Here is a 20,820-nt window from a genome sequence, read left to right on the forward strand (position 1 = left end):
GCTCCGCATTCATCAATTAGCCGACGCGCCGCGCTTCAATGGCCGCATAACGGTCATCGATCGGGGTGATGCCGGTCATTTCGAGCCCGGTCGCGCTCAACAAGGCGCGATATTCGGCCTCCGTTCGCTCCTTGCCGCCAACGCTGAGCATGATCAGGTCGCCCCGGATCACGTCTTCGTCGCCCGGGCCGACACGGTCGGGCACGATCCGCTCGATGATCAGGATGCGCCCGTCCCCAATCGCATCCCGGCAGTTGGACAGGATTGTCCGACACCGCGCGTCGTTCCAGTCATGCAGAATGAATTTGAGGAGAAGGAGGTCCGCGCCGGGCGGAACGGCATCGAAAAAGCTGCCGCCGAGATAGGCAATGCGATCTCGAACGGGCTGCCCGTCCTGCCAATTGAGCGCAGCGTCGCCGAGCGTGGCCAGATCAAAAATTTCGCCGCGCAGATGGGGATGGGCTTCGAGCAAGCCGACAAGCAGTGCGCCATAGCCGCCGCCGACGTCCCGCACCGTCTTCACGTCGGAAAAGTCATAAGCCCGCGCGAGAGCCCGCCCGACACGCAGGCTCCCTTCTGCCATGGCGCGGTTGAAGACATCCGCCCGCGCCGGATCAGCCTGCTGCTGGACGAAATGATCAGGGCCGGACGGCACGGAGGGCTCCCCGCTCTTCACGCTGACACCCAGATTGGCGAAGCTGTTCCACATCCGCTCATTCCAATGTCCGCTCATGCCATATAGCGAATCTGGCGCGTCCTTGCGCAGGCAATCCCCGAGCGGCGTAGGCGAGAAGCGATCCGAGCCCTCATGCGTGACAAGGCCAAGCACCGCCAGTGCGCGCAACAGGCGCATGACCCCGTCCTCACTGGCACCCAGTGACTGAGCGATAGCCGCGCTATCGTGGCGTCCGGCAGCGAGTTCCTCGATGAGGCCCAACCCAACCGCCTCGCCAATCACCTTGGTCTTCCAGGCCGCCGTGATCATGTCGATAAGCCGATGCCGCTCTTCACGGTCGATTGTGCCGTCCATCCTCTTCCTCCGTTATCGGATGCCATGATGGCAGAGCCGCCATCAGCGCTCAACCGCGCCCATCATCGACGATTGACTTGTGCGGACACGCAGCGTCAAGAGAAGCGCCATGGCTGAACCGACCCGCCCGCCTGAAGCGGCTCCCGTCCTGTTCTTCGATTCCGGCGTGGGGGGGCTGTCCATCCTGCGCCCCGCCATGGCCCTGCTGCCGACGATGCCCATCGTCTATGCCGCCGACAATGCCGGCTTTCCCTATGGCATCAAGAGCGAGGCGGAGATCGCGGCGCGCGTCCCGGCGCTGCTGGGCCGGCTGGTGGAGCGCTATCGCCCCCGCATGGCCGTGATCGCCTGCAACACCGCTTCGACCATCGCCCTCGCCTCGGTGCGCGCGGCGCTCGATATTCCCGTTGTCGGCACGGTGCCTGCGATCAAGCCGGCCGCTCTAGCCTCGAAGACTCGGGTCATCGGCGTGCTGGGCACGGATGCGACGGTGCGACAACCCTATGTCGATCGGCTCGCCCGCGAGCATGGCGCGGACTGTACGGTCTTGCGCCATGGCAGCGCCGCTTTGGTCGCTTATGCCGAGGCGCGGCTGCGCGGTGCACCGGCCGACCCGGAAATTCCGGCCACCGCCCTCGCCGGCCTGCTCGAGCAGCCGGGCGGAGACCGGATGGACATGGTGGTGCTCGCCTGCACGCACTTTCCGTTGGTGGAAGCCGAACTGGCCGAGGCCGCGCCGCGCCCCATCACCTTCCTCCACGGCGGCGACGGAATCGCGCGGCGGATCGCCTGGCTGAATGGCGAGGCGCCTTGGCCGGCCGAGCCGGCGCCGGGCAAAGCCGTCTTCACCGGCCCCTCACCGGACATCGACGCACTCAGCCCCGCGCTGCAGACTTACGGCATCACCAAAACCGAACTGCTTTGAGGCAAATCAAAGCGTAGCGGCGCTACATCATTAGACGCCAATATCGACTTGCAAGCCATTATCAGTGGAATTGCGAGCCATAGACCGCTAGAGGCGCGGTATCGAGACGGGACAAGCTGCCGACCATGAATTATCAGCATGTTTTCACGCAGGCGATCGAGCGCCTGCATGGCGAGGGCCGCTACCGGGTCTTCATCGACATTCTGCGGAACAAGGGCGCCTTCCCCAATGCGCGCTGCTTTGCCGGGCATAACGGTCCGAAGCCGATCACCGTCTGGTGCTCCAACGATTATCTCGCCATGGGCCAGCATCCCAAGGTGATCGCGGCCATGGAAGAGGCGCTGCACGATGTCGGCGCCGGCTCCGGCGGCACCCGCAATATCGGCGGCAACACCCATTATCATATCGATCTGGAAGCCGAGCTGGCTGACCTGCACGGCAAGGAGAGCGCGCTGCTCTTCACATCCGGCTATGTCTCCAACGAGGCGACACTCGCCACGCTGGGCAAGCTGCTGCCCGGCTGCATCATCTTTTCTGATGCGCTCAACCACGCCTCGATGATTGCGGGCATCCGCAATTCGGGCTGCGAGAAGCGCGTGTTCCGTCATAATGACGTGGCCCATCTGCGCGAACTGCTGGCCGAGGCCGATCCGGATGCGCCCAAGCTGATCGCCTTCGAGAGCGTTTATTCGATGGACGGCGACGTGGCGCCCATCCACGACATCTGCGACCTTGCCGATGAGTTCAACGCGCTCACCTACTGCGATGAAGTGCATGCCGTAGGAATGTACGGCCAGCGCGGCGGTGGCATCACCGAGCGGGACGAGGCGGCGCACCGCATCACGATCCTCGAGGGCACGTTGGGCAAAGCCTTTGGCGTGATGGGCGGCTATATCGCTGCCGACAAGGTGATCATCGATGTGATCCGCAGCTATGCGCCGGGTTTTATCTTCACTACCTCCCTCTCGCCGGTGCTCGTTGCCGGCGTGCTGGCGGCCGTGCGTCACCTCAAGCAGAGCCAGGTCGAGCGCGACGCGCAACAGGCCGCAGCGGCGTTCCTCAAGGCCGAAATGGCCAATGCCAATCTGCCGGTCATGCCGTCGGTCACCCATATCGTGCCGCTGATGGTCGGCGATCCGGTGAAGGCCAAGCGGATCAGCGACATTCTGCTCGCCGAATATGGCGTGTATGTGCAGCCCATCAACTTCCCCACCGTGCCGCGCGGTACGGAGCGGCTGCGGTTCACGCCCGGCCCGTCCCACAGCGAAGAGATGATGCGTGAGCTTGTCTCCGCGCTGGTCGAGATTTGGGATCGGCTGGACCTGGAGTTCCGCAAGGCGGCCTGACCGGCGGCACGGGAAATCGGGCGAGCGGTTCGGATTTCCCACCCATTTTTTGCCAGCTGTGTTACACTTCTCGCGTTGAGGCGGGGAGTTTCGCTGTTTATCATCGAGTCGGCTGTACATTGCAGCTGACAGTGCGCGGAATTCCGCTTTGCCCCTCGATAGGAGGGACATCCGATGAGAAAATTAACCGACGAATGCACGGACATGGCGAGAGCCATGCTGGATGCCGAATTATACGCAATCGCCCGTCGTGCGGCTGCGCGCGAGTCGAATACGCCGCTGCAACAGGCGGTGAACACCGAAATTGCTCGTCGTAATCTGCCCTTCCGGGGTGAACTGCGTTACGGTTGAGCGCGCCGCGCTAGGTGGCGCTACGCTGACTCGCGCGAACGAGATCGGCGAGCTTGTCGCTGGCAATGGCCGGCGAACGCAGAAAACCCTGATAACATGTGCAGCCCGCCCGCGCGAGAAGCGCGAGTTGCTGCTCGGTTTCCACACCCTCGGCGATCACGCCCAGCCCTAGCGAGCGCCCCATATCGATGATCGCGCGGACGATCACACGATCACGCGCCGTGCCCTCGATATCGCGCGCGATGCTCCGGTCGATCTTGAGATAATCGAGCGGCAGCGCCTTGAGATAGGCAAGGCTGGAATAGCCGGTTCCAAAATCGTCAACCGCGACCTTGAGCCCCGCCTCACGCAATTGCGTGAGCAGCAGCGAGGCGCCGGCGAGATGCTCGACCAGGCCGCTTTCAGTCAGTTCGACGGTCAAACGCTCGCGCGCGAAGCCCGATGCATCAACGGTCTGCAGGAAGTTCTGCAGGAAATCCGGCTCGGAAATGTCGGCCGCCGTCACGTTGATCGCTAACCGCAGATCGCGCAGCTCCTCGGGCCATGCCGCCGCCTCCGCCAATGCCCGCGCATGAATATGATCGGAGAGCGGCAGCATGAAATCGGATCGCTCGGCGATGGCAAACAGCGCGCCGGCGCCGATCTCGCCATAATGTGGGTGCTGCCAGCGCGCGAGCGCCTCGACCCCGACAATGCTGTCATCCTCCATGGCATATTGCGGCTGGAACAGGAGCTGGATCTGCCCGGAATCGAGGGCGTGGCGCAGGTCGTTCTGCAAGCGATCATCATCCACGATGCGGCTGGCTTCGTCCGCCACCCGGATGCGGATGCCGCCCTGCGCACTGCCGCGCCGGGCGTCCGCGAGCGCATTGCTTGCGCGGCGCAGGATCGTCTCGGCCGCATCGCCGGATTGACCGGGCGCAAGGCCGCAGCGCGCCGTCAGGCGAATGAGATAGTCGCCCGCGTTGAAGGGCCGACTGATTTCCGCGACGATTTGCTGCGCAAGCAGCGTTGCCCTCTCGACGGATGGCAGCGCGGTTTCAGGCCCGCCCAGCACGGCGATGACAAACTCTGTGCCGGTGATCCGCGCCACCAGCGAGTCGCGCGGCGCCATGGCATCGACAAGGCGCTGAAGGCGGATCGCCACCCGAGAGAGCATCGCATCGCCGACCAACCGCCCATAAGCGCTGTTCACCCGGTCGAAATCGCCAAGCCCGATCAGCAGAACCGCCGGCAGCCGCCCTTGCGCCAAATGATGGTCGAGCCAGCGGATCGCGCCTTGACGGCTGGCAAGGCCCGTCATCGGGTCCCGATCCCGCCGGTTGGCGCGATGATGCACATCGAGTTCCTCGACCTCACCGCTAAAGCCCTGCGCGTCCGGATAGAGATGCTGGACCAGCCGTCGATCCGGCTGGGACGGGACGGCATGGGCAAAGGCGGAGGGCATCAGGTCGTCAACGGCGCGACGGATCGCGGCCACGGCTCCTGCCCGATCCGCCCGATCCAGCGCACGGACCAGATCGGCAATGCCAAGCCGGGCATGGTCGGCATCCGGCACCATGATCCGCAGCAGATCGCCCAGCGCCGGGCTGATCGCGAGCGTCCGCTCCGCTCCATTCCAGCGCCAGAACAGGCCATCGCTGCGTGCGACGGCATGGCGGTTGCCCGCTGCGGCAAGACTGCCGATCAAGCGCTCGGCCAGCTTGTCGGCGGTGCGCAGCGCGATGGTGAAGCGGGTCTCGTCGATCTCGCCATCAAGCAGATGGGTGGCGCCGGCGGCGATCAACCCGGGGACGTGCGGCGCGCCGACGTCTTCAACGAGCAGCAGCAAGGCGCCCCCGGAGGCTTCGACGGCGGCCGCAAGGGCCTTCACCATCTCGAGCGCATCATCCGGCGCCACACCCCGCAGATCGATGACCGCGATGCGTGCCAGGCTCCCGAGATAGCGGCTCTCGGCCCGGTCCAGCCGCCGCGCCGCGATCGGCTTCCACCCGGCCCGCGCAGCGCAGGCGGAAAGCGCGTCACGGTGCGCGGCCGAGAGAATGAACAGCGGCAGCCCGCCCATGTCCCCGGACGGGCCGGAGGACTGGTCGCCCTCTTCATGGGGCCGGGTTGCGGCAGGCTCTCTCACAATGGTCACGATCCGTTCAGGCTTGTGGATTAGCGGACGGGATCGAGCGCAACCGACGCGCGATGGTTGCGCCTTCCCCCCGCATCGCCTAGCTAATGCGTATGGCGAACGCAATCGACAGCCTCCCCGACGCAGCTCCGGCCATGCGCGACAGTCACGGTCGCCGCATCGACTATCTGCGGATTTCGGTGACGGATCGCTGCGATCTGCGCTGCCGCTACTGCATGAGCGAGACGATGCAGTTCCTCCCCCGGCGGGAAATCCTGACGCTTGAAGAAATTGCGGTCATCGCCGAGCGCTTCATTGCCCGGGGCGTCCGCAGGATTCGCCTGTCAGGCGGCGAGCCGCTGGTGCGCCGCGACTTCGGCGATCTCGCTCGTGCGCTGGGGCGCCATGTGAAGGCCGGCCGGCTGGACGAACTGACGCTGACGACCAACGGCACGCAACTCGCGACCTATGCCGATATGCTGTTCGATGCCGGCATCCGGCGCATCAACGTCAGCCTCGATGCGCTCGATCCGGACATTTTCGCGCATGTGACGCGCGGCGGCGATATCGCCAAGGTGCTCGGCGGTCTTGAGGCCGCGCGGCAGGCGGGCCTCAAGGTCAAGCTCAACACTGTGGCGCTGCGGGATACCAACGAAGGCCAGATGCTGCCGCTGCTCGATTATTGCGCGCAGCAGGGCTTCGACCTCACCCTGATCGAGACGATGCCGCTCGGCGAAGTGGCAGAGGATCGCTCGGATCGCTTCCTGCCGCTGATCGAGGCAATCGCTCCGATTCGCGAGCGGCACGCTCTCATCCCGCTGGATGACCGCACCGGCGGGCCGGCGCGCTATTTTGCCCTCTCCGGCCTCAAGACCCGGCTGGGCCTCATCACGCCGCTCTCCCAGAATTTCTGCGCCGATTGCAACCGGATGCGCCTCACCTGCCAGGGACGCATCTACATGTGCCTGGGGCATGAAGATCATATCGATCTCAAGGCCGCATTCCGCGAACAGGGTGTCGCGGGCATCGATGCCCTGCTCGACCGGGCATTGGCTGCCAAGCCGCTGGCGCACGACTTCAGCGTCGCCGCAGGGGCGCAGCCCGCAACGCGCCGCCACATGAGCGTGACGGGCGGATAACGCCACCTCATGGCCGATCGCAAACTTGCCCTGCTGGCCTCGCCCACGGACGCTGCGCAGGAAGCCGCGCGGCGGCTGCAGGCCGTCATTCCGTTCGTCAGCCTCAACGAGGCCGATATCATCATTGCGCTGGGCGGCGACGGCTTCATGCTGCAGACACTCCATGCGCTGCTGGAGAGCCATCGCCGGGTGCCCGTGTTCGGCATGAACCTGGGCACCGTGGGCTTCCTGATGAACGAATGGCGGCAGGACGGGCTGGACCAGCGGCTCGACAAGGCCAAGGCCTTCAAGGTGAACCCCTTGCGGATGCACGCCGTGACAGTGAGCGGTGAAACCTTCGCGATGCCCGCGATCAACGAAATCTCCCTGCTGCGCGAAACACGCCAGACCGCCTGGCTCGAAGTTTCCGTCAATGGGCGAGTCGTGATCCAGGAACTGGTCTGCGACGGCGCGCTTGTGGCCACGCCGGCCGGCTCCACGGCCTATAATCTCTCCGCACACGGGCCCATTCTGCCGCTCGACTGCGGCCTCGTCGCGCTCACGCCGATCAGCCCCTTCCGTCCGCGCCGTTGGCGGGGCGCGATTCTGCCGGAGCGCAGCAAGATTCGGCTGCGCGTGGTCGACCCCGTCAAGCGCCCCGTCTCCGCCGTGGCGGACCAGCGCGAAGTGCGCGATGTCTCGCAGGTCGAGATCGCCGTGGATTTCGCCATGCCGCTCACGCTTTTGTTCGATCCTGAGCACACGCTGGATGATCGGATCGCGGCTGAACAATTTATCTCATGAGTGCTCTTGCGTTTCTTTCAAACCCGCTGCTATAGGCGCGGCCTCGCCGGACGAAAGCCCGGCTGCTCCCCGATAGCTCAGCGGTAGAGCATTCGACTGTTAATCGAATGGCCGTAGGTTCGAATCCTACTCGGGGAGCCACTACACCGCGAAGTTCCGGTGAAATTCAACATATTACCCCCATCGTGGTTATTTGAGGCCCCCTGTGTGGCCCCCGTTTCAGTTCGAAGCGCTGTCTTTCGATTCACGCGAGACGATCCAGGCTTCGACCTCCGAACGGCGCCAACCGACGCGATTCCCCCCGAGATCCCTGCGTTGCGGAAATGTGCCGGCAATCATGCGGCGATAAATTGTCGCGCGGCCGAGGCCGGTCATCTCGCGGACGCGTGGGAGGCGCCAGAGCGCCTCGCCGCTGTGGCTGTAACTGGTCATGATGCTCCTCCCTCTTTTGCCGGCGGTGGAAGCAAGGCCGGCATGTCTCCAGTTTCGTAAGCCTGGGCGATTCGCGGCCGCACCAGCTCGCCCACGAGCTGGCCATCGGGCATCACGATGTTCGCCAGGAACTCGCTCTCGAATGTGCTGATGCCGACCTCGACCGCTTCGAGCTTCGCCTTGATGACGAGCAGCAACGCGCGCCATCGCGAGCGGCACGCCTGCTCCCATTGCTTGTGCGCCGCATCGGCCGTGCGAAGGCGCTCGTAGCCATGGCCATCGCGATAGGTCGTGAAGGCCTTCTCGGCCGCGTCAGGCAGCTGCAGGTGAAAGCGCACCTGCCGATCCGCCATCGTGAACCCGATGAACGCCCGCGTAGCGTCGTAGCCGCTCATATACTGAGCCGCGCCGTGGCGCTCGACCAGCTCCTCGATCTCCACGCGCGTCTTGGAGATCGGCACTTCGGTTCGCGCTGCATATCTAGCGGACATGGCGCGGCGCCTCCTCGGCGAATGGCGCCTGATGTGCGCAGCCGACATCGCCGCGCACCGCGCAACGCGGGCAAGGTTCGCGGCTCCATGCCGCGCGCCGGGGCGGCGCGGGTCGGCATGCAGCCGGACGCGCGCCCGCCATATGGAGGGCAACCATCATCTTCTCCTCAAATCGTCGAGCAGCACCGCATCAGCGGCAGCAGCAGCAGGCGGGCAGCGACGGCCGCAGTCGCGGTCGCCGCTGCGCGATCTCCGATCACGGGCGTGTCCTCACGGGTAAGTCCGGAAGCTGACGCAGGACTCGCAATCGTCGTTCTCGCCGATCTCCTCGCCGCATTCATCGCAGACGGGCGGCGGAATGCGGCTGAGCCAGGCGATGCCGGCGGCGGTGACCGCCACGGCAATGACGAACCAGATCATGCCCGGTTGTCCTCTCTGGAAAGACCGGGCTTAGGCGGCTGGCGCCCTCGCCTCGGCCTGGTGGTCGTAGGCAGCAGCAGTTGCTGCCCCTGCCCTGGGAAAGCACGATCAAGCGCCAGGCACTCTGCGCAGCGGCACAGGTGCGAGCGGCCGCTCACAGCTGCTCCAGCTGGTCAGCGATGGACTGCAGGTCCGCGATCAGGCCCGAGAGCCCGTCGCGGGAGATGCTGAACACGACAGTCTCGTCGGTCGGCTGCGCGGGATTGCCGCCATAGACCGCGATGATGGCGCCACCGATCTCAGACAGCGGCCACCAGGCGATGCCCATGCCGCGCGTGATCAGCGTGTAGGAGCAGAAGCCGGGCCGGAAGGCGTGCGGCACCCAACCGAAACCGCGATCATCGATGACGAGCGGATCGGCCGCCTGCGGAAACGGTCCCGCGCCCTCGGGCGGCAGGACTTCGGCGATGATGTCCCCCCGGATCATCATTCCATCCCCAGCGCGGCGAGATAGGTCTGGAGGATCGCCTCCATCTCCTGGCGATCTCGCGGGGGCAGCTTCCGCAGGCGGATAAGCTGACGCATGATTTTGACATCGTAGCCGGTCGCCTTGGCCTCGCCATAAGCATCCTTGATGTCGTCCCCGATGCCCTTCTTTTCTTCCTCGAGACGCTCGATGCGCTCGATGAGCAGGCGCAGCTGATCGGCGGCAATATTGTTGCTCATGATGGAACTCCAAAGATCGAGAGGACGCCGGGGCCACCGATCGCGAGATCGAGCAGCCAGGCTGCGCCGAGGCCGAGGCTCAGGCCGATGAGGGTGAGGCGCGCCCAGTGGTTGAGGGCGCGGATGGCCTCGGCCGTGCGATGCGGTTCGCAACGTGGGCAGTGGCACGCGATGGGGTGGACGCGCGCGGGGCGCGGGCGCGGCGCTTGCGCGCGCAACGAGAGCGCGCGCCTCATGCTGCGGCCGTCCCGGCCGCATCGGCCGGCGCGCACTGATGCGCGGTGGCGAAGCGCGGCTCGTCCGCGCAGCTGGTGCAGAGATCGTCCTCCGCCCACCCGCATGTCATGTCGCCGTCGTGGCAAGCATCGTGCTGGGTGCAGGCGCAGACCCGGCAGATGGCGGGCGGCGGCTTCGCCGGATTGTCCGCGCACACGCAGAGCTGGACCAGCACTTCCCCATCAAACGGGAAGAGCTGCTGCAGCGCGACGGCCGTGCTGATGGTCAGCGGTGAAACATCCTGCTCGATATTGCGCAGCCAGGCCACGCGATCGTGCAGGTTCATCGGATAGGGCGTCGTCTCGATGCGAAGCGCGACGTCCTCGACTTCGAGGCCGGCAGCGGCGCGGCGGCGGGCGAGATATGTGCCGGGGCTCATGGTCATGTGCAGGCTCCAGACAGCAGAAAGCCGCTCCCGGAAGCGATGCTGCGGGACGGACGGTGAACAGGGATGCAGTGGACGGTGGGCGGCGCTTAGGGCGGTGCGCGCGACTGGACGGCGCCGATGGCGTCCGGCGCCTGCTTGGCCCTCTCGACGTGCTCGAGCAGCGGGAGAATGTTCTTCAGCTCATCAAGAGCCTCGATCACTTCCCGCTGCGCGGCACGCCGATCGGCTTCAGTCGCACCGGGGAGAGACAGGCGCACCAACGCAGCCTTCGCCTCCCCTGTCTCCTTCACCACGTTGATGACGCGGCGGAGGATCTCGAATTGGTCGGTGTAGGCCTCCGCGACAGCGGCGCCGAGCATCAGACCGTAAACGTCGTAGATCGGGCGGCCCTCGCCGCCGTGTTTCTGGTACAGCAGATCGAGCTTGATGGCAGCGGGTACATTGACCTCGCCATCCTGATCCTCATCGCCCCATTTGCGGACGGTGCGCTCCTCATAGCCCACGGCCTCGCCCATGGCCTTCCAGCCACCGGGCACCTGGCCGGCGATGCGCGCCAAGGCGGCATCGATGCTGAGCGGGCGACGGACCTTCGTCATGCCGGCGCCTGCAGTGCGCAAGCCGGCGCCAGTCCCTTTGGTGTGGGAGCCGGGGCACAAGGGCGCCCCGTGGCGGACTGGCGCCGGTCGCGCGACGGACGGCCGGGAGAGCGACCGTGCGCAATCAGCCCTCCGCAGGGACGGCTTGAGGCCGCCCCTGCATCGGCTACAGTCGGATTTCCAGAAACGACCGTAGAGGCAAAATCATGTCCAGTGTGCGGGGCAAGCAGGTCATCGATACCGGCGTCGCATGGTACAAGCGCGCGGATTATCCCCGAATTCTCGAGATCGTCGCTGATCCGGAGCTCCTTCCCGCGACGTTCGACGAGTGGCAGGAACTTGCAGAACAGCTCGAGCGCCAAGTCGCGCGTAGCGGCGGTCGACTGATCCGCGTTGATCTCAACCCGAAGAAGTTCATCGCCTGGTGTGCCGCGAATGGCCATAACCTCGATGCCCGCGGTCGTATGGCCTTCGCGGCTGATCCCCGGAACTGGCCAATGGAAAAGGCCAACTGACAGGGCGGTGCGCTTCTGGTCGTGATGGTCAGCAGCCATGGCGACCAACCTCCAGCGCCCTAGAATGGGACATGGCAAAAGCCGCGGCGGTCTGCCCGATACGGGCACGCGCGAATGGCGTAGCTTTGCCTCCGGAGGTCGGGACGGAAACGTCCCGACCTCGTTCGGCCATCGCGGCTTCGCTGGGGGGGATGCCGCGAAAGATCATCCCCGGACGCCTTCAATCCGCTCAGGCGCAGCACGCAGCGGCTCGCCGGGCGGAGGAACGTCCTCTTTTACTCCGAGGGCCACCGCAATGCGATGGGATTCACCACGAACGCAGCGCCGCTTGCCAGACAGGACATTGTGGACCTGGGTAGGGTTAAACCCGCGGTCCATGGCCCATTTGGTCACGGAGATACCCGACGCCGCAAACTGCTTTCGCACCGCATAAATGCGCTGTGTGAAGCTTTCAGAACGCGAGACTCCGGGGCCTGACATGTGCCATGTCACCTTTGTTGAAGTTTGTGAGTGTTGAATGCACCAATTATGGTGATTGGTCAAGATATGAACACCAATACTGGTGATATTTCGCTGCGGCTTCGCCAAGCCCGCAGCGACCTTGGCCTTACGCAAAGCGATTTGGCCAAAATCGGCGGCGTGAGCCTCAATACCCAGAACCGCTACGAAGGTGGAACATCACCGCCAGTCGAGTATCTTTTGCGTATCGGGGCAGCGGGCGCCGACTGGTTTTGGATCATCACTGGCCAGCGCATAGAAACCGATCCACTCGATTCGCAGACCGCCCAGCTCGTCCAGCTCTTCAAAACGCTACCAGACTTCCTCAAATCGATCGCCCTCGCCCAGGTGCGCGTGTTGGCCGATCAATTCCCACCCGAAAATCTGGACACGCCGCCTCCGCCTGAGAGCGACCAGCAGCAGGCGACCATGCACGATCAGCGGCAGGATTACCGACACCAGTAATCATCCTGCACCATGAATCGGCGGTGTGCCGGGGGGCCAAATCGCATGAATAATCAAATCAGCAGACTGAGGGCGAACATCGGGCGCGCTGTCGCCTTCATGTCGCTTGCCATTTATTCCAATGATAGCCGACGGGTCAGTTGCGCGAACACAATCTGCGATTAGACGGCGCGGGCGAAAGCCGCCACCGCAGCAGCGGCGCAACCTTTGTCGCTAAATCGGATCCGACTTCCCATTCGGCAGTCCGTCCGTCAGACTGGCAACTCAGACAAACATGAGAGGGGGCTCATGACCGTTCGAAAAGCGCTGAGTAAGTCTCGGCCAATGCGGGTGGCATTTCTAGTTGAGGACGGTGAGCACGCGCATCTCGCGCTCGACGGCATATTTGCAGACAGTTATCGACGTTGGGGTGGCCGGTTCAGCCTTATCGTTCCCTGTGAGCAGGGCAAAGTTCGCGCTGATTTCTGGCCTTGGCTAGAGGCCTACGACCCAGACGTGGTATATTCTTATGTCGCATTGGCAGAAACTGGCATTCTGGAGATTCACGAACGGATCAATCCGTCAGTATACAAACAGCATCAACATCACGGAAATGAGCCTAGGCTCGATGTGTTCGGCTTTAAGCCTAGCTACGGCGCCAAGGCCCTATCGTCCCTGTCAACGATATTCCAGATGGCTCGGTATCGCCGTTCCACGCCTACAGGACCGGTGTCGATAGTCGACGACTGGGGTAATTCCTCTCGGTTTTTGACCGACAACTTCGGGACCTATCACGCCTCCTACTCGACAGGAATTTTCCCGCCGGATGCGTTAGGCGCAGCCAATCTGCTGACAATCGTTCCACGCGAGCGGGCCGGAGTACCGAAGGATCTCATCACCATCGCGAGTGAGCTGGAAGCCTTTGCGGCTGTCGCGGAGAAAAGAGCCGACAGCCTCGCAATTGCCTCTATCCTGTACTCATCCAAGCTAGAATTTCCCAGGCATCGCTGGGGAGGATCGTTCAACCTTGTCATTGGGGACAGCTATCAGGACCGGATACTCTTTTGGAACGTTCGAAACCTGATCCCTAACTGGCTTGATCGCGATTTATGCTGCCTACGCGTTGACCCTGAGTTGCTTAATGATCAGGCCTTTTTTGAGGTCCTCGTCAAATTCCTGAATAACAACAATCATGTGAATAACGGCTCGGGCGGTCAAACCAGCCTCACCCTGCGGTCGTGCTCACTGGATCAGACGGCCCTAGAGCAGGTCCAAAAGCGACTGCGCGATGCCCGATGTTGGAACATTGCTCAGGCTGAGCAGATTGCAGATTTGGGCGCCATGTTGCCGACCGCGCGTGACCTAGAACATGCCTCGTCCGGTCATCGCCTCGGTAGCGGCTTCGACCTCGGCCCTGACTGGACAGAGATCCAGTGGCAGTTGCCAACCCTCCGGCCACCCGCCAGCACGCCCGCGCATCTGGCCGACGCCCCGCCGCGACAACAATTCACTACCGGCGTCTGGGCTACCGATTATCTGATCGAAAGCGACACTTTCAAACCACGCTTCACGAATACAAACTACTGGGCGTTACCGAAGAGCTGGCGAACAGCGGGAGCATTCTCGACCAAGTTCTCGAGGAGCGCCCGTGACTTGTGGTATCCAGCGCGAACCGCGAAAGGAGGTCACCTAACCCAGTTCGAAAGTGTCGAGCGGTCGGTTGTCGCGTTAGACATACCGTCCAGCTACGATGTGATCCAGTATGCATTATGCGGCGATGGTCGATGGGTCGGGACGCCGGGCCAATCGGGCGAGATTGCACCCCGAAGCCGGTCGTTGCTCATGGAGCCATCTAATGAAGCCCGCTATCTCGATGGATTGTTGGGGATGGCGAGCGATCTCGGCCACGCGCGGAGATTCCTGCTTCATCCGTTCATGCGGAAGGTTCTTTCCAGTTTCGGAGGAACGCCAAGTCTCCCCGTCGATAAAGTAGCCCCGACCGTCGCTCGCCTTCGAAAACTCCAGCCGAAGGTCCCCTTTTTCGATCTAGCCGATGAGAATGAGAGGCAGGCGTTGGGCACTCTTATCGTCAAGGCTGCGCAAGGGCTGAGAAACCCCCAACTGTACATTAAATACGCTGATCTTGTGTCGCAGTGGGATGCCTATTTGGAAGCCTACTGGGAGACGCATCGAAAGCCGAAAGCCAGCGATCCTCGCGTCGACTGGGACGAGGCAGAGCGGGATTCTCTCGATGACTGCCTGATCGAGATGCGGCGACGCCAAATGATTTTCCAAGGGCATCAATGGACTTGCACGCAATGCCACAACAGGACTTGGATTGACCTTTCCAGCCTTGGGGCATTGCTCTCTTGCCCCGTATGCCATCATGAAAGTGACGCTCCGATCCAGATAGACTGGCATTTCCGGCCGAATGATTTCATGATCGAAGCGCTTCGCGATCACAGCGCGTTATCGCTGATCTGGCTCATTGGTGCTCTGTGTGACAGGGCAAGGTCGGGCTTCAGCTATGCGGGACCAAGCTGGTTTTGGTTCAACGATCCAGACGGCCCGCCCGAGGCCGAAGTAGATTTGCTTGCCATCGTAGATGGCAAATCCATGGTTTGTGAAGTGAAGTCTTCGTGGGCCGGCCTGCGACCGAAAGATATCGACGATCTCGTGACCATCTCTCAGAAGCTCAACACGGATATAGCCGTAATCGCGATCATGGAAACGGGCGAAGGCCAAAACGCTAAGATACGGGCCGCAATCGAAACACTTAAGCAGAGCGGGATTGAGCTACGCGTGATGACGCTAACAACGCATCCCTTGCGCGACGATAGTTATCTGTGATTTCTCCCGACCTTAGGGCTCCCTCGGTGGCGCTGCGCAGCTTCTGTTTGCTCAGCCTGTTCGCGCTGGCGTCTTGCAGTTCAAAGCAAGCTCAAAACTGCGCAGCTCCCTGGCCTGGGTTCTACTCATGGCACGACCAGAGCATCAGAGACAGCGAGGGCTTTTCTGTCGAGCCATTGCCTGCGAATATCATCAAAGTCACCCGCTCCGGACGCGTTCTCTGGAACGGCATCGATGTCACTGACCGGGGCTACGAGGCGGTCACTGATGACTATCTCGGCCAGCTGACCGGGTACGCGCCGCAGACGAAAGTCAGCCTCGATTTCGACGCTGAAGCGCCATGCTCGAAGATCATCAGAATAAGGCAGATGATGATGCAGCACCTGCGCTGTGACGAGCAGCAGATCTGTCTGCAGGGGCACCGCATTTGACCTAGGTGCCTGCGCCGAGCCGGCTTAGACCATCACTGCGCTAGACACCGATAGATGCGCCAATGATCGCGCCGTCGTTTTCACCCTTGCCACTTCTCCACACTCGGTGAACATTGCGTAAACCTTGTGGGGGGTCATCGTGGGAAAGAAGAATCGTGTTCGCGCACCTATAGTTGCTGCTGCGCTCATCATTTTGGCTGGATGCTCAGAGCAGAGAGCGCCCGACAGTAACGCTGCGGGCAATTCCGCGGGAAGCAGCCAGGAAGCTGCAGCCGCGACGCCGGCCACAACGCCGGATGGCAGGCTGTATGTCTCGGCCCAAACGATGTTCGACAAATTCAAGAATGGCGTTGTGTACTGCTATCGTCCTGGCGACGGGGACAGCTGCGACAACGTGCAATATGCCGAAACTGTCGTCAGCCCTACCCAAGTGAACACGATCGCCGTCTATAAATGGGACAGTGCCGAGAAGCATGTCATGAGGGATCGGCAGATACTCAAAGGCGACGCCATTTGCGTGACCTCGGATGAGTGGTCCGTCGAGCGGGCCAATTACTACATTACGGTCGACAATGTGGCGAAGATTCAATCGACCGATATCAGCGCCGAGCCTGAGGGCCTCGAAAGCTGGCGCAAGGACCTCCGCGAGCGTTGGGCCGGCGTAATGGGGCACGAATTCTGCTATCGCTATGCACTCCGCCGTGATGAAAAAGGCGAGACGCATGGCGGCCAGTTTGAGGAATTCAAGTTTTCCGGCGGCGTGCTGCAGCCCGCTGAAAAGCCGGTCTATCTCAACACCTATGAGCGCAAGGATCTGGACGCACTGACACTGCGGCCGCGAAACTAGGCAGGCGCTTGATTGGCAAAATGTGGGGGAATCATGACGACAGCTGTATCTTGCATGCTTTGTAGCGGCAACGGATCCAGATCATTTGGGGCCATTTGCGAGGGCTGCGGCGGTGCTGGGTCCGTGCACATCCTCGAACCCGTCACCTTTTGCAGACTCTGCAACGGTAACGGCTCGAGATCCTTCGGCGCAGTTTGCGAAGGATGCGGCGGTTGCGGTTATGCCGGCCGCGTCACTGGCCTAGCTGGAGTTCCAGCGCAGGGGCAGATGCACGGCAGCATGGGGAATTCCGAGATTCTGACGGAGCTGCGTGCGATCAAAAGCGCCACCGCCAACTCTGCACAGCAGATCGCGGAGATGAGCTCGATTGCCTATTTCGTTGGCGTCTTCATATCGATGGGCATGAACTTCGCCGTCGGCCATGGATTGGGCGCGCTTCTGGTGTGCTGGCTGTCATGGCTGAACGTCGGCTATGTTATCGTCGGCCTGGCCACGGGAACGTACGTCACGCCTCCCACTGGCAGTTAGGCTGCCGACCCGCATCGAGCAGAAAGCGACGAGCCGCACGTTTGGGATGTTCCCAATCTGTTCTCTTTGGCGTTATGTGAGCTGACGAGCCAGGGAATCTGATCATGCTGCTGCCAATCGCGCAGCCGGTCCCGCTCGCCGATATGGCGCCGGGCATCCGGTTTAAGCCGATCGGCGTGGCGGGAGCCGGCTTTCCAAGCCCCGCCCAGGATTGGGAGGAGGACGCTATCAATCTGGCCGAGCTGCTGCGGCTCAATCGGGCCGGGAGCTTCGTCTTTCGCATCGACGGCTCCAGCATGATCGACGCTGGCATTTCCGACCGCGATGTCGTCGTGGTGGATCGCGATGTGACGCCGCGCAACGGCCATATCGTCATTGCGATCGTCGCCGGCGGCTTTGTGTGCCGCCAGCTCGTCTATCGCGGCGGCGTGCCCTATCTGGAAGCGCGCAACAGCCGGCAGAGCTATGCCAACCACCTCGCCGATGAATCGACGGAGATATGGGGCGTGGTGCGCGCGGGCGTGCGCGATTATCAGCGGTGAGCTGGGCGATCGTCGATGTGGAGAACATGTATGTCTCCAGCGAGCGGGTGTTCGACCCGCGCCTGCGGCGCGTGCCGGTGATTGTCCTCTCAAATAATGATGGCTGCGCGATCGCCCGCAGCGCCGAGGCGAAGGCGCTGCACATCAAGATGGGCGATCCGGTGTTCAAGATCCGCGACGTGATCAAGCGGCACGGCATCGAGCTGCGATCCTCCAATTATGAGCTCTATGCCGACATGAACCGCCGGTTCAACGCGGTGATCGGCGAGCATAGCGACCTGGTGGAGATCTATTCGATCGATGAGAGCTTCTATCGGCTGCCGACGCTGGCCGACGGCCGCGGCGATGTGGCGGCCGCGCACGCGCTGCGCGCCGCGATCCTGCGCACGGTGGGCCTGCCAACGCGGATCGGCCTGGGGCCGACGCGCACGCTCTGCAAGGTGGCCAATGCACTCGCCAAGGCCACGGAGAAGGTATGGGGCGGCGTCGTGGATCTCCACGATAGCGAGCTGCGCGCGCGGCTGTTTGCGCAATGGCCGGTGACGGAGGTGTGGGGCATCGCGCGGGCCCTGGCGGCGCGGCTGCAGCCGCTGGGCGTGCGCACCGTGGCCGATCTGGTCGCCCTGCCCCCGGCGGTGGCGCGCTCGATCGGCACGGTCGTGCTCGAGCGCCTGGTGCTGGAGCTGAACGGCATCGCCTGCGACGACTTTAAGCCCGAGCCGGAGGCGCGCAAGGCGACGGCCGTGACGCGCCAGTTCGGCGCGCCGGTGACCGACCTGGGCGAACTGCGCGAGGCCATGGTGCGGCGCGCGGTGCGCGCGGCGGAGAAGCTGCGGGAGCAGAGCCTGATGGCGACGCGGCTGATCGCCTTTGCGCATGGATCGCGGTTCCGCGCCAATGCGCCCTCGGCGAGCCGGCAGACGCGCCTTTCGCCGCCGAGTAACGATCCGCGCATCATCGCCGCCCTCGCCGGCAAGATGATGGAGGCGATGCATCAGCCGGGGGCGGTCTATACCAAGTGCGGTGTGCTGTTGGAGGAGCTGGTGCCGGAAGGGACAGGCCAAGGCGATCTGTTCGTCCAGGCCGACCCGCGTGCGCGCGGCCTGCTGGCGGCGATGGACGGGCTCAACGACCGGTTCGGCCGGGGGACGATCCAGCTGGCGGCGCAGGGTTTTGGCGAGCGGAGCTTCGACACCAAGCGGGGGCAGAAGAGCCCCTCATGGACGACGGATATTCGGCAGATCCCGGTGGCGCGGTAGAGCGTACGTCGGTCATTCGGGCTGGCTGGCAGCGTTTGCCGCTTGTTGAAGCTTCCTGCGTCGGCGGAACGCGAGGAGCGTAAGCGGGCCGCCGACTGCAGATCCCAAGATGAACATCTCGATAAATGTTTTGCCGGGGGTCCTTGATTTACTGAACTCCGAACTGCGCTTCAAATAGCCGAGTTGCTTTTGCTCACTGAGGATCACGCCATTTTTGTCAGCGGCGCTGATGATCAACCAATGCCCTTTGTAGTCCACCAGCGTCAATTTGGCACGGAGGGGGAAGCGCTCTTGGGGAAGGCAATAGATATCCCGCGATCTCCATCGGGCGGCTTCGCAGCTTATTTGCCGGCTGACATTCGCCATATGGAGCGTCATCCACCGGGTGCCAATTCCTCCAACGTCCACCACACCTTCTCGCACAATGCGCGGCGCAGATCGGGCAACATCGTACATGTCTGCCCGGTCATTGTGAGGGTTGAGGTATGCCATCGAGGCGAAGAGCAAAGGACCCCATAGCCACCATGTTGCGAGCCAGCGCTTGTTCCAAGCAGAGAACTTAGCCACTCCGCTGCGGAAGCCGGACCAATCCAGAGATTTCAGTTTCATCTGCCCCGATCTGCGCGACGCGCCGAACACCCGGGCTCGGAAATACAATCTCGGCCGCCCAGCGCAAGCCGTCGTCACGCCGAACATCGCGCGCAACCTCTTAACTTCCTCGCGTTTTTTGCCTGTTCCCTTTATGTCTGCAGGCGGAGGGTGAGGTTCCGTTATGCACGATGTTCCCCGGCTCTCGCCCGTGATGGCGAGCCGCAAGCTGCAGGCGCTCGCATTCATCGAGCAGTTCTTTGCCGCGCGCGGCATCGGCCCCAGCCTGTCCGAGCTGGCCGCTGCGCTGAACTCGAACCGATCGCGCGCGCAGGGGCATGTGCGCCAGCTCGCGCGCGAAGGGCGCATCCGGTATTTCCCTGGCGTGCCGCGCGGCATCCGCCCGATCTCGGCCGAAGAGGAAGCGCTGCGCCGTCTCCAGGCGGCCGGCTATATCGTGACAAATGCGGGCCTGCTCCCGCCGGCGGTGCTGGACCATGTTCCGGCCCGTCATCGGGTGCGACAGGACGTGGGTCACGGCTAGGTCATTGATAATTTCGCGCGAGAATACATATTCACGCTTCCGCAAGGCCGCTTCGCCATAACATGCATTGTTTGACTCAATGAGAGTTTGTGGCAATCTGTTGAAGCCAATGCGACTGGGGGGTGGGAACGGTTAGCGATGATGGCGGTATGAACCTGGAAGATTATCGGTCGCATATTGATCGCCTAATCCGCGAGCAGACGGGACAGCCAGTGCTGAACGGCTCTCACGGACATGCGTCAATTCTCATTGAGCGGATGTTTGCAAATGCAAGCTCGTCAGTGCGCATCCTGACGCGTCGTTTCGACCCTCGCATTTATGGAACTTCCGAAACGGTCGAGCAAGCAGAGCTGTTTCTCGGCCAGCGTGATCGGAAGGCTTACATTTTGGTCGAAGAGTACGAAGAAAGCGAATTCACCAGTCACCCGTTCTTCGAAAGATTGTCAAAGCATGTAGGCTTAGGCAACCTCGAAGTAAGGCAAGTGAATCCCGAATTGACAGACAAAATAGCCATCAATTTCGCTGTAATGGACGATACTGGGTGGCGGATCGAAAAGGATAAGACGAAAGCTGTAGCTGTAGCGGCCTTCGGCAGTCGCGAAATGGCCAAGCGTTGCGTCAATCTTTTCGAAACCGTTTGGGACGTTTCGTCGAACTTCTCAATCGACGTCCGCGTGAACGCTTAAAAGAGAAATTCTCGGGGGGGAATGAGATTGCCGGTTGGGGAGGTAAACTCGTACCTTGCTGAGCTC

Annotated in this window: 27 protein-coding genes and 1 tRNA gene; 16 read left to right on the plus strand and 12 right to left on the minus strand. The window is 62.7% G+C overall.

Features of this window, described 5'->3' with window-relative positions; all coding sequences use genetic code 11:
* Nucleotides 1-16: 16 nt before the first annotated feature.
* A complete protein-coding gene (locus tag M2332_RS03170; protein WP_264572939.1) occupies nt 17-1,030 on the minus strand; it encodes an acetylserotonin O-methyltransferase in 1,014 nt (337 codons plus the stop codon).
* 109 nt (nt 1,031-1,139) lie between these two features.
* On the opposite strand from M2332_RS03170, the gene murI reads away from it, so the two are divergent.
* From murI to M2332_RS03185, 3 genes are all read left to right on the plus strand, one after another.
* Nucleotides 1,140-1,955: a glutamate racemase gene (gene murI, locus M2332_RS03175; RefSeq protein ID WP_264572940.1), complete on the plus strand. Its 816-nt coding sequence runs from the start codon at nt 1,140-1,142 to the stop codon at nt 1,953-1,955.
* A gap of 125 nt (nt 1,956-2,080) precedes the next feature.
* The gene (hemA, locus tag M2332_RS03180; protein ID WP_264572941.1) at nt 2,081-3,301 is read left to right on the plus strand and encodes a 5-aminolevulinate synthase; all 1,221 of its coding nucleotides are present in this window, start codon (nt 2,081-2,083) and stop codon (nt 3,299-3,301) included.
* Between the two features lie 174 nt (nt 3,302-3,475).
* Nucleotides 3,476-3,652, plus strand: a complete 177-nt coding sequence (locus M2332_RS03185; protein WP_181559792.1) for a hypothetical protein — start codon at nt 3,476-3,478, stop codon at nt 3,650-3,652.
* A gap of 10 nt (nt 3,653-3,662) precedes the next feature.
* Here M2332_RS03185 and M2332_RS03190 read toward each other — a convergent pair whose 3' ends face one another.
* Entirely contained in the window at nt 3,663-5,792 is a 2,130-nt protein-coding gene (locus tag M2332_RS03190) for a putative bifunctional diguanylate cyclase/phosphodiesterase (RefSeq protein ID WP_264572942.1), read from the minus strand.
* 86 nt (nt 5,793-5,878) lie between these two features.
* Between M2332_RS03190 and moaA the strand changes: the two genes are divergently transcribed.
* The 3 genes from moaA to M2332_RS03205 all read left to right on the plus strand — a co-directional run bounded on the left by moaA (nt 5,879) and on the right by M2332_RS03205 (nt 7,834).
* Nucleotides 5,879-6,910, plus strand: coding sequence for a GTP 3',8-cyclase MoaA (gene moaA, locus M2332_RS03195; protein ID WP_413715935.1), 1,032 nt, complete (start codon nt 5,879-5,881; stop codon nt 6,908-6,910).
* A 9-nt stretch (nt 6,911-6,919) separates the two neighbouring features.
* Entirely contained in the window at nt 6,920-7,693 is a 774-nt protein-coding gene (locus M2332_RS03200; RefSeq protein WP_264570410.1) for an NAD kinase, read from the plus strand.
* Nucleotides 7,694-7,759: 66 nt separating this feature from the next.
* Nucleotides 7,760-7,834 (plus strand) — tRNA-Asn (locus M2332_RS03205).
* Nucleotides 7,835-7,912: 78 nt separating this feature from the next.
* On the opposite strand, the gene M2332_RS03210 is transcribed toward M2332_RS03205, so the two are convergent.
* From M2332_RS03210 to M2332_RS03245, 8 genes are all read right to left on the minus strand, one after another.
* A complete protein-coding gene (locus tag M2332_RS03210) occupies nt 7,913-8,125 on the minus strand; it encodes a helix-turn-helix transcriptional regulator (RefSeq protein ID WP_264572944.1) in 213 nt (70 codons plus the stop codon).
* Nucleotides 8,122-8,616, minus strand: a complete 495-nt coding sequence (locus M2332_RS03215) for a hypothetical protein (RefSeq protein ID WP_264572945.1) — start codon at nt 8,614-8,616, stop codon at nt 8,122-8,124. The genes M2332_RS03210 and M2332_RS03215 overlap by 4 nt, the downstream gene beginning before the upstream one ends.
* A gap of 270 nt (nt 8,617-8,886) precedes the next feature.
* The gene (locus M2332_RS03220) at nt 8,887-9,036 is read right to left on the minus strand and encodes a hypothetical protein (RefSeq protein ID WP_181559797.1); all 150 of its coding nucleotides are present in this window, start codon (nt 9,034-9,036) and stop codon (nt 8,887-8,889) included.
* Nucleotides 9,037-9,190: 154 nt separating this feature from the next.
* Complete coding sequence (locus M2332_RS03225) at nt 9,191-9,526, minus strand: hypothetical protein (protein WP_264572946.1); 336 nt, start codon at nt 9,524-9,526, stop codon at nt 9,191-9,193.
* Entirely contained in the window at nt 9,523-9,762 is a 240-nt protein-coding gene (locus M2332_RS03230) for a DUF2312 domain-containing protein (protein ID WP_413715936.1), read from the minus strand. Before M2332_RS03230 ends, M2332_RS03225 begins: the two co-directional genes overlap by 4 nt.
* A complete protein-coding gene (locus tag M2332_RS03235) occupies nt 9,759-9,998 on the minus strand; it encodes a hypothetical protein (RefSeq protein ID WP_264574993.1) in 240 nt (79 codons plus the stop codon). The genes M2332_RS03230 and M2332_RS03235 overlap by 4 nt, the downstream gene beginning before the upstream one ends.
* The gene (locus tag M2332_RS03240) at nt 9,995-10,423 is read right to left on the minus strand and encodes a helix-turn-helix domain-containing protein (protein ID WP_264572947.1); all 429 of its coding nucleotides are present in this window, start codon (nt 10,421-10,423) and stop codon (nt 9,995-9,997) included. The genes M2332_RS03235 and M2332_RS03240 overlap by 4 nt, the downstream gene beginning before the upstream one ends.
* Nucleotides 10,424-10,512: 89 nt before the next feature.
* Nucleotides 10,513-11,022: a hypothetical protein gene (locus M2332_RS03245; protein ID WP_264572948.1), complete on the minus strand. Its 510-nt coding sequence runs from the start codon at nt 11,020-11,022 to the stop codon at nt 10,513-10,515.
* A 206-nt stretch (nt 11,023-11,228) separates the two neighbouring features.
* Between M2332_RS03245 and M2332_RS03250 the strand changes: the two genes are divergently transcribed.
* Nucleotides 11,229-11,537, plus strand: a complete 309-nt coding sequence (locus M2332_RS03250; RefSeq protein WP_264572949.1) for a hypothetical protein — start codon at nt 11,229-11,231, stop codon at nt 11,535-11,537.
* Between the two features lie 204 nt (nt 11,538-11,741).
* On the opposite strand, the gene M2332_RS16640 is transcribed toward M2332_RS03250, so the two are convergent.
* Nucleotides 11,742-12,017 carry a DNA-binding protein gene (locus M2332_RS16640; protein WP_413715937.1) on the minus strand — a complete coding sequence of 92 codons (276 nt, stop codon included), beginning with the start codon at nt 12,015-12,017 and terminating at the stop codon, nt 11,742-11,744.
* 48 nt (nt 12,018-12,065) lie between these two features.
* Here M2332_RS16640 and M2332_RS03255 point away from each other — a divergent pair, with 48 nt between their 5' ends.
* The 7 genes from M2332_RS03255 (at nt 12,066) to M2332_RS03285 (ending at nt 18,936) form a co-directional block, all read left to right on the plus strand.
* Nucleotides 12,066-12,500, plus strand: a complete 435-nt coding sequence (locus tag M2332_RS03255; protein ID WP_264572950.1) for a helix-turn-helix domain-containing protein — start codon at nt 12,066-12,068, stop codon at nt 12,498-12,500.
* Nucleotides 12,501-12,788: 288 nt separating this feature from the next.
* Nucleotides 12,789-15,329 (plus strand): hypothetical protein, encoded by a 2,541-nt coding sequence (locus M2332_RS03260; protein ID WP_264572951.1) that lies wholly within the window; start codon nt 12,789-12,791, stop codon nt 15,327-15,329.
* Nucleotides 15,330-15,355: 26 nt separating this feature from the next.
* A complete protein-coding gene (locus tag M2332_RS03265; RefSeq protein ID WP_264572952.1) occupies nt 15,356-15,760 on the plus strand; it encodes a hypothetical protein in 405 nt (134 codons plus the stop codon).
* Between the two features lie 139 nt (nt 15,761-15,899).
* The gene (locus M2332_RS03270; RefSeq protein WP_264572953.1) at nt 15,900-16,607 is read left to right on the plus strand and encodes a hypothetical protein; all 708 of its coding nucleotides are present in this window, start codon (nt 15,900-15,902) and stop codon (nt 16,605-16,607) included.
* A 267-nt stretch (nt 16,608-16,874) separates the two neighbouring features.
* Complete coding sequence (locus tag M2332_RS03275) at nt 16,875-17,135, plus strand: hypothetical protein (RefSeq protein ID WP_264572954.1); 261 nt, start codon at nt 16,875-16,877, stop codon at nt 17,133-17,135.
* Nucleotides 17,136-17,239: 104 nt separating this feature from the next.
* Nucleotides 17,240-17,677, plus strand: a complete 438-nt coding sequence (locus M2332_RS03280) for a LexA family protein (protein ID WP_264572955.1) — start codon at nt 17,240-17,242, stop codon at nt 17,675-17,677.
* Complete coding sequence (locus tag M2332_RS03285; protein WP_264572956.1) at nt 17,635-18,936, plus strand: Y-family DNA polymerase; 1,302 nt, start codon at nt 17,635-17,637, stop codon at nt 18,934-18,936. The genes M2332_RS03280 and M2332_RS03285 overlap by 43 nt, the downstream gene beginning before the upstream one ends.
* Nucleotides 18,937-18,948: 12 nt before the next feature.
* Here M2332_RS03285 and M2332_RS03290 read toward each other — a convergent pair whose 3' ends face one another.
* Nucleotides 18,949-19,545, minus strand: coding sequence for a hypothetical protein (locus M2332_RS03290; protein ID WP_264572957.1), 597 nt, complete (start codon nt 19,543-19,545; stop codon nt 18,949-18,951).
* A gap of 163 nt (nt 19,546-19,708) precedes the next feature.
* Here M2332_RS03290 and M2332_RS03295 point away from each other — a divergent pair, with 163 nt between their 5' ends.
* Together M2332_RS03295 and M2332_RS03300 are read left to right on the plus strand one after the other, a co-directional pair.
* A complete protein-coding gene (locus M2332_RS03295; RefSeq protein WP_264572958.1) occupies nt 19,709-20,068 on the plus strand; it encodes a LexA family protein in 360 nt (119 codons plus the stop codon).
* Nucleotides 20,069-20,217: 149 nt separating this feature from the next.
* On the plus strand, nt 20,218-20,754 hold the full coding sequence (locus M2332_RS03300) for a hypothetical protein (RefSeq protein ID WP_264572959.1): 537 nt from the start codon (nt 20,218-20,220) through the stop codon (nt 20,752-20,754).
* Nucleotides 20,755-20,820 lie beyond the last annotated feature (66 nt).

It is taken from the genome of Sphingobium sp. B11D3A (assembly GCF_025961695.1).
GTDB lineage: Bacteria > Pseudomonadota > Alphaproteobacteria > Sphingomonadales > Sphingomonadaceae > Sphingobium.

What these genes read in the sequence shown, in the direction of transcription:
- M2332_RS03170 (WP_264572939.1), bottom strand. Translation starts at nt 1,030, where the DNA reads ATGGACGGCACAATCGACCGTGAAGAGCGGCATCGGCTTATCGACATG.
- murI (WP_264572940.1), top strand. Translation starts at nt 1,140, where the DNA reads ATGGCTGAACCGACCCGCCCGCCTGAAGCGGCTCCCGTCCTGTTCTTC.
- hemA (WP_264572941.1), top strand. Translation starts at nt 2,081, where the DNA reads ATGAATTATCAGCATGTTTTCACGCAGGCGATCGAGCGCCTGCATGGC.
- M2332_RS03185 (WP_181559792.1), top strand. Translation starts at nt 3,476, where the DNA reads ATGAGAAAATTAACCGACGAATGCACGGACATGGCGAGAGCCATGCTG.
- moaA (WP_413715935.1), top strand. Translation starts at nt 5,879, where the DNA reads ATGCGTATGGCGAACGCAATCGACAGCCTCCCCGACGCAGCTCCGGCC.
- M2332_RS03200 (WP_264570410.1), top strand. Translation starts at nt 6,920, where the DNA reads ATGGCCGATCGCAAACTTGCCCTGCTGGCCTCGCCCACGGACGCTGCG.
- M2332_RS03210 (WP_264572944.1), bottom strand. Translation starts at nt 8,125, where the DNA reads ATGACCAGTTACAGCCACAGCGGCGAGGCGCTCTGGCGCCTCCCACGC.
- M2332_RS03215 (WP_264572945.1), bottom strand. Translation starts at nt 8,616, where the DNA reads ATGTCCGCTAGATATGCAGCGCGAACCGAAGTGCCGATCTCCAAGACG.
- M2332_RS03220 (WP_181559797.1), bottom strand. Translation starts at nt 9,036, where the DNA reads ATGATCTGGTTCGTCATTGCCGTGGCGGTCACCGCCGCCGGCATCGCC.
- M2332_RS03225 (WP_264572946.1), bottom strand. Translation starts at nt 9,526, where the DNA reads ATGATGATCCGGGGGGACATCATCGCCGAAGTCCTGCCGCCCGAGGGC.
- M2332_RS03230 (WP_413715936.1), bottom strand. Translation starts at nt 9,762, where the DNA reads ATGAGCAACAATATTGCCGCCGATCAGCTGCGCCTGCTCATCGAGCGC.
- M2332_RS03235 (WP_264574993.1), bottom strand. Translation starts at nt 9,998, where the DNA reads ATGAGGCGCGCGCTCTCGTTGCGCGCGCAAGCGCCGCGCCCGCGCCCC.
- M2332_RS03240 (WP_264572947.1), bottom strand. Translation starts at nt 10,423, where the DNA reads ATGACCATGAGCCCCGGCACATATCTCGCCCGCCGCCGCGCCGCTGCC.
- M2332_RS03245 (WP_264572948.1), bottom strand. Translation starts at nt 11,022, where the DNA reads ATGACGAAGGTCCGTCGCCCGCTCAGCATCGATGCCGCCTTGGCGCGC.
- M2332_RS03250 (WP_264572949.1), top strand. Translation starts at nt 11,229, where the DNA reads ATGTCCAGTGTGCGGGGCAAGCAGGTCATCGATACCGGCGTCGCATGG.
- M2332_RS16640 (WP_413715937.1), bottom strand. Translation starts at nt 12,017, where the DNA reads ATGTCAGGCCCCGGAGTCTCGCGTTCTGAAAGCTTCACACAGCGCATT.
- M2332_RS03255 (WP_264572950.1), top strand. Translation starts at nt 12,066, where the DNA reads ATGGTGATTGGTCAAGATATGAACACCAATACTGGTGATATTTCGCTG.
- M2332_RS03260 (WP_264572951.1), top strand. Translation starts at nt 12,789, where the DNA reads ATGACCGTTCGAAAAGCGCTGAGTAAGTCTCGGCCAATGCGGGTGGCA.
- M2332_RS03275 (WP_264572954.1), top strand. Translation starts at nt 16,875, where the DNA reads ATGCACGGCAGCATGGGGAATTCCGAGATTCTGACGGAGCTGCGTGCG.
- M2332_RS03280 (WP_264572955.1), top strand. Translation starts at nt 17,240, where the DNA reads ATGCTGCTGCCAATCGCGCAGCCGGTCCCGCTCGCCGATATGGCGCCG.
- M2332_RS03285 (WP_264572956.1), top strand. Translation starts at nt 17,635, where the DNA reads ATGGGGCGTGGTGCGCGCGGGCGTGCGCGATTATCAGCGGTGAGCTGG.
- M2332_RS03290 (WP_264572957.1), bottom strand. Translation starts at nt 19,545, where the DNA reads ATGAAACTGAAATCTCTGGATTGGTCCGGCTTCCGCAGCGGAGTGGCT.
- M2332_RS03295 (WP_264572958.1), top strand. Translation starts at nt 19,709, where the DNA reads ATGCACGATGTTCCCCGGCTCTCGCCCGTGATGGCGAGCCGCAAGCTG.
- M2332_RS03300 (WP_264572959.1), top strand. Translation starts at nt 20,218, where the DNA reads ATGAACCTGGAAGATTATCGGTCGCATATTGATCGCCTAATCCGCGAG.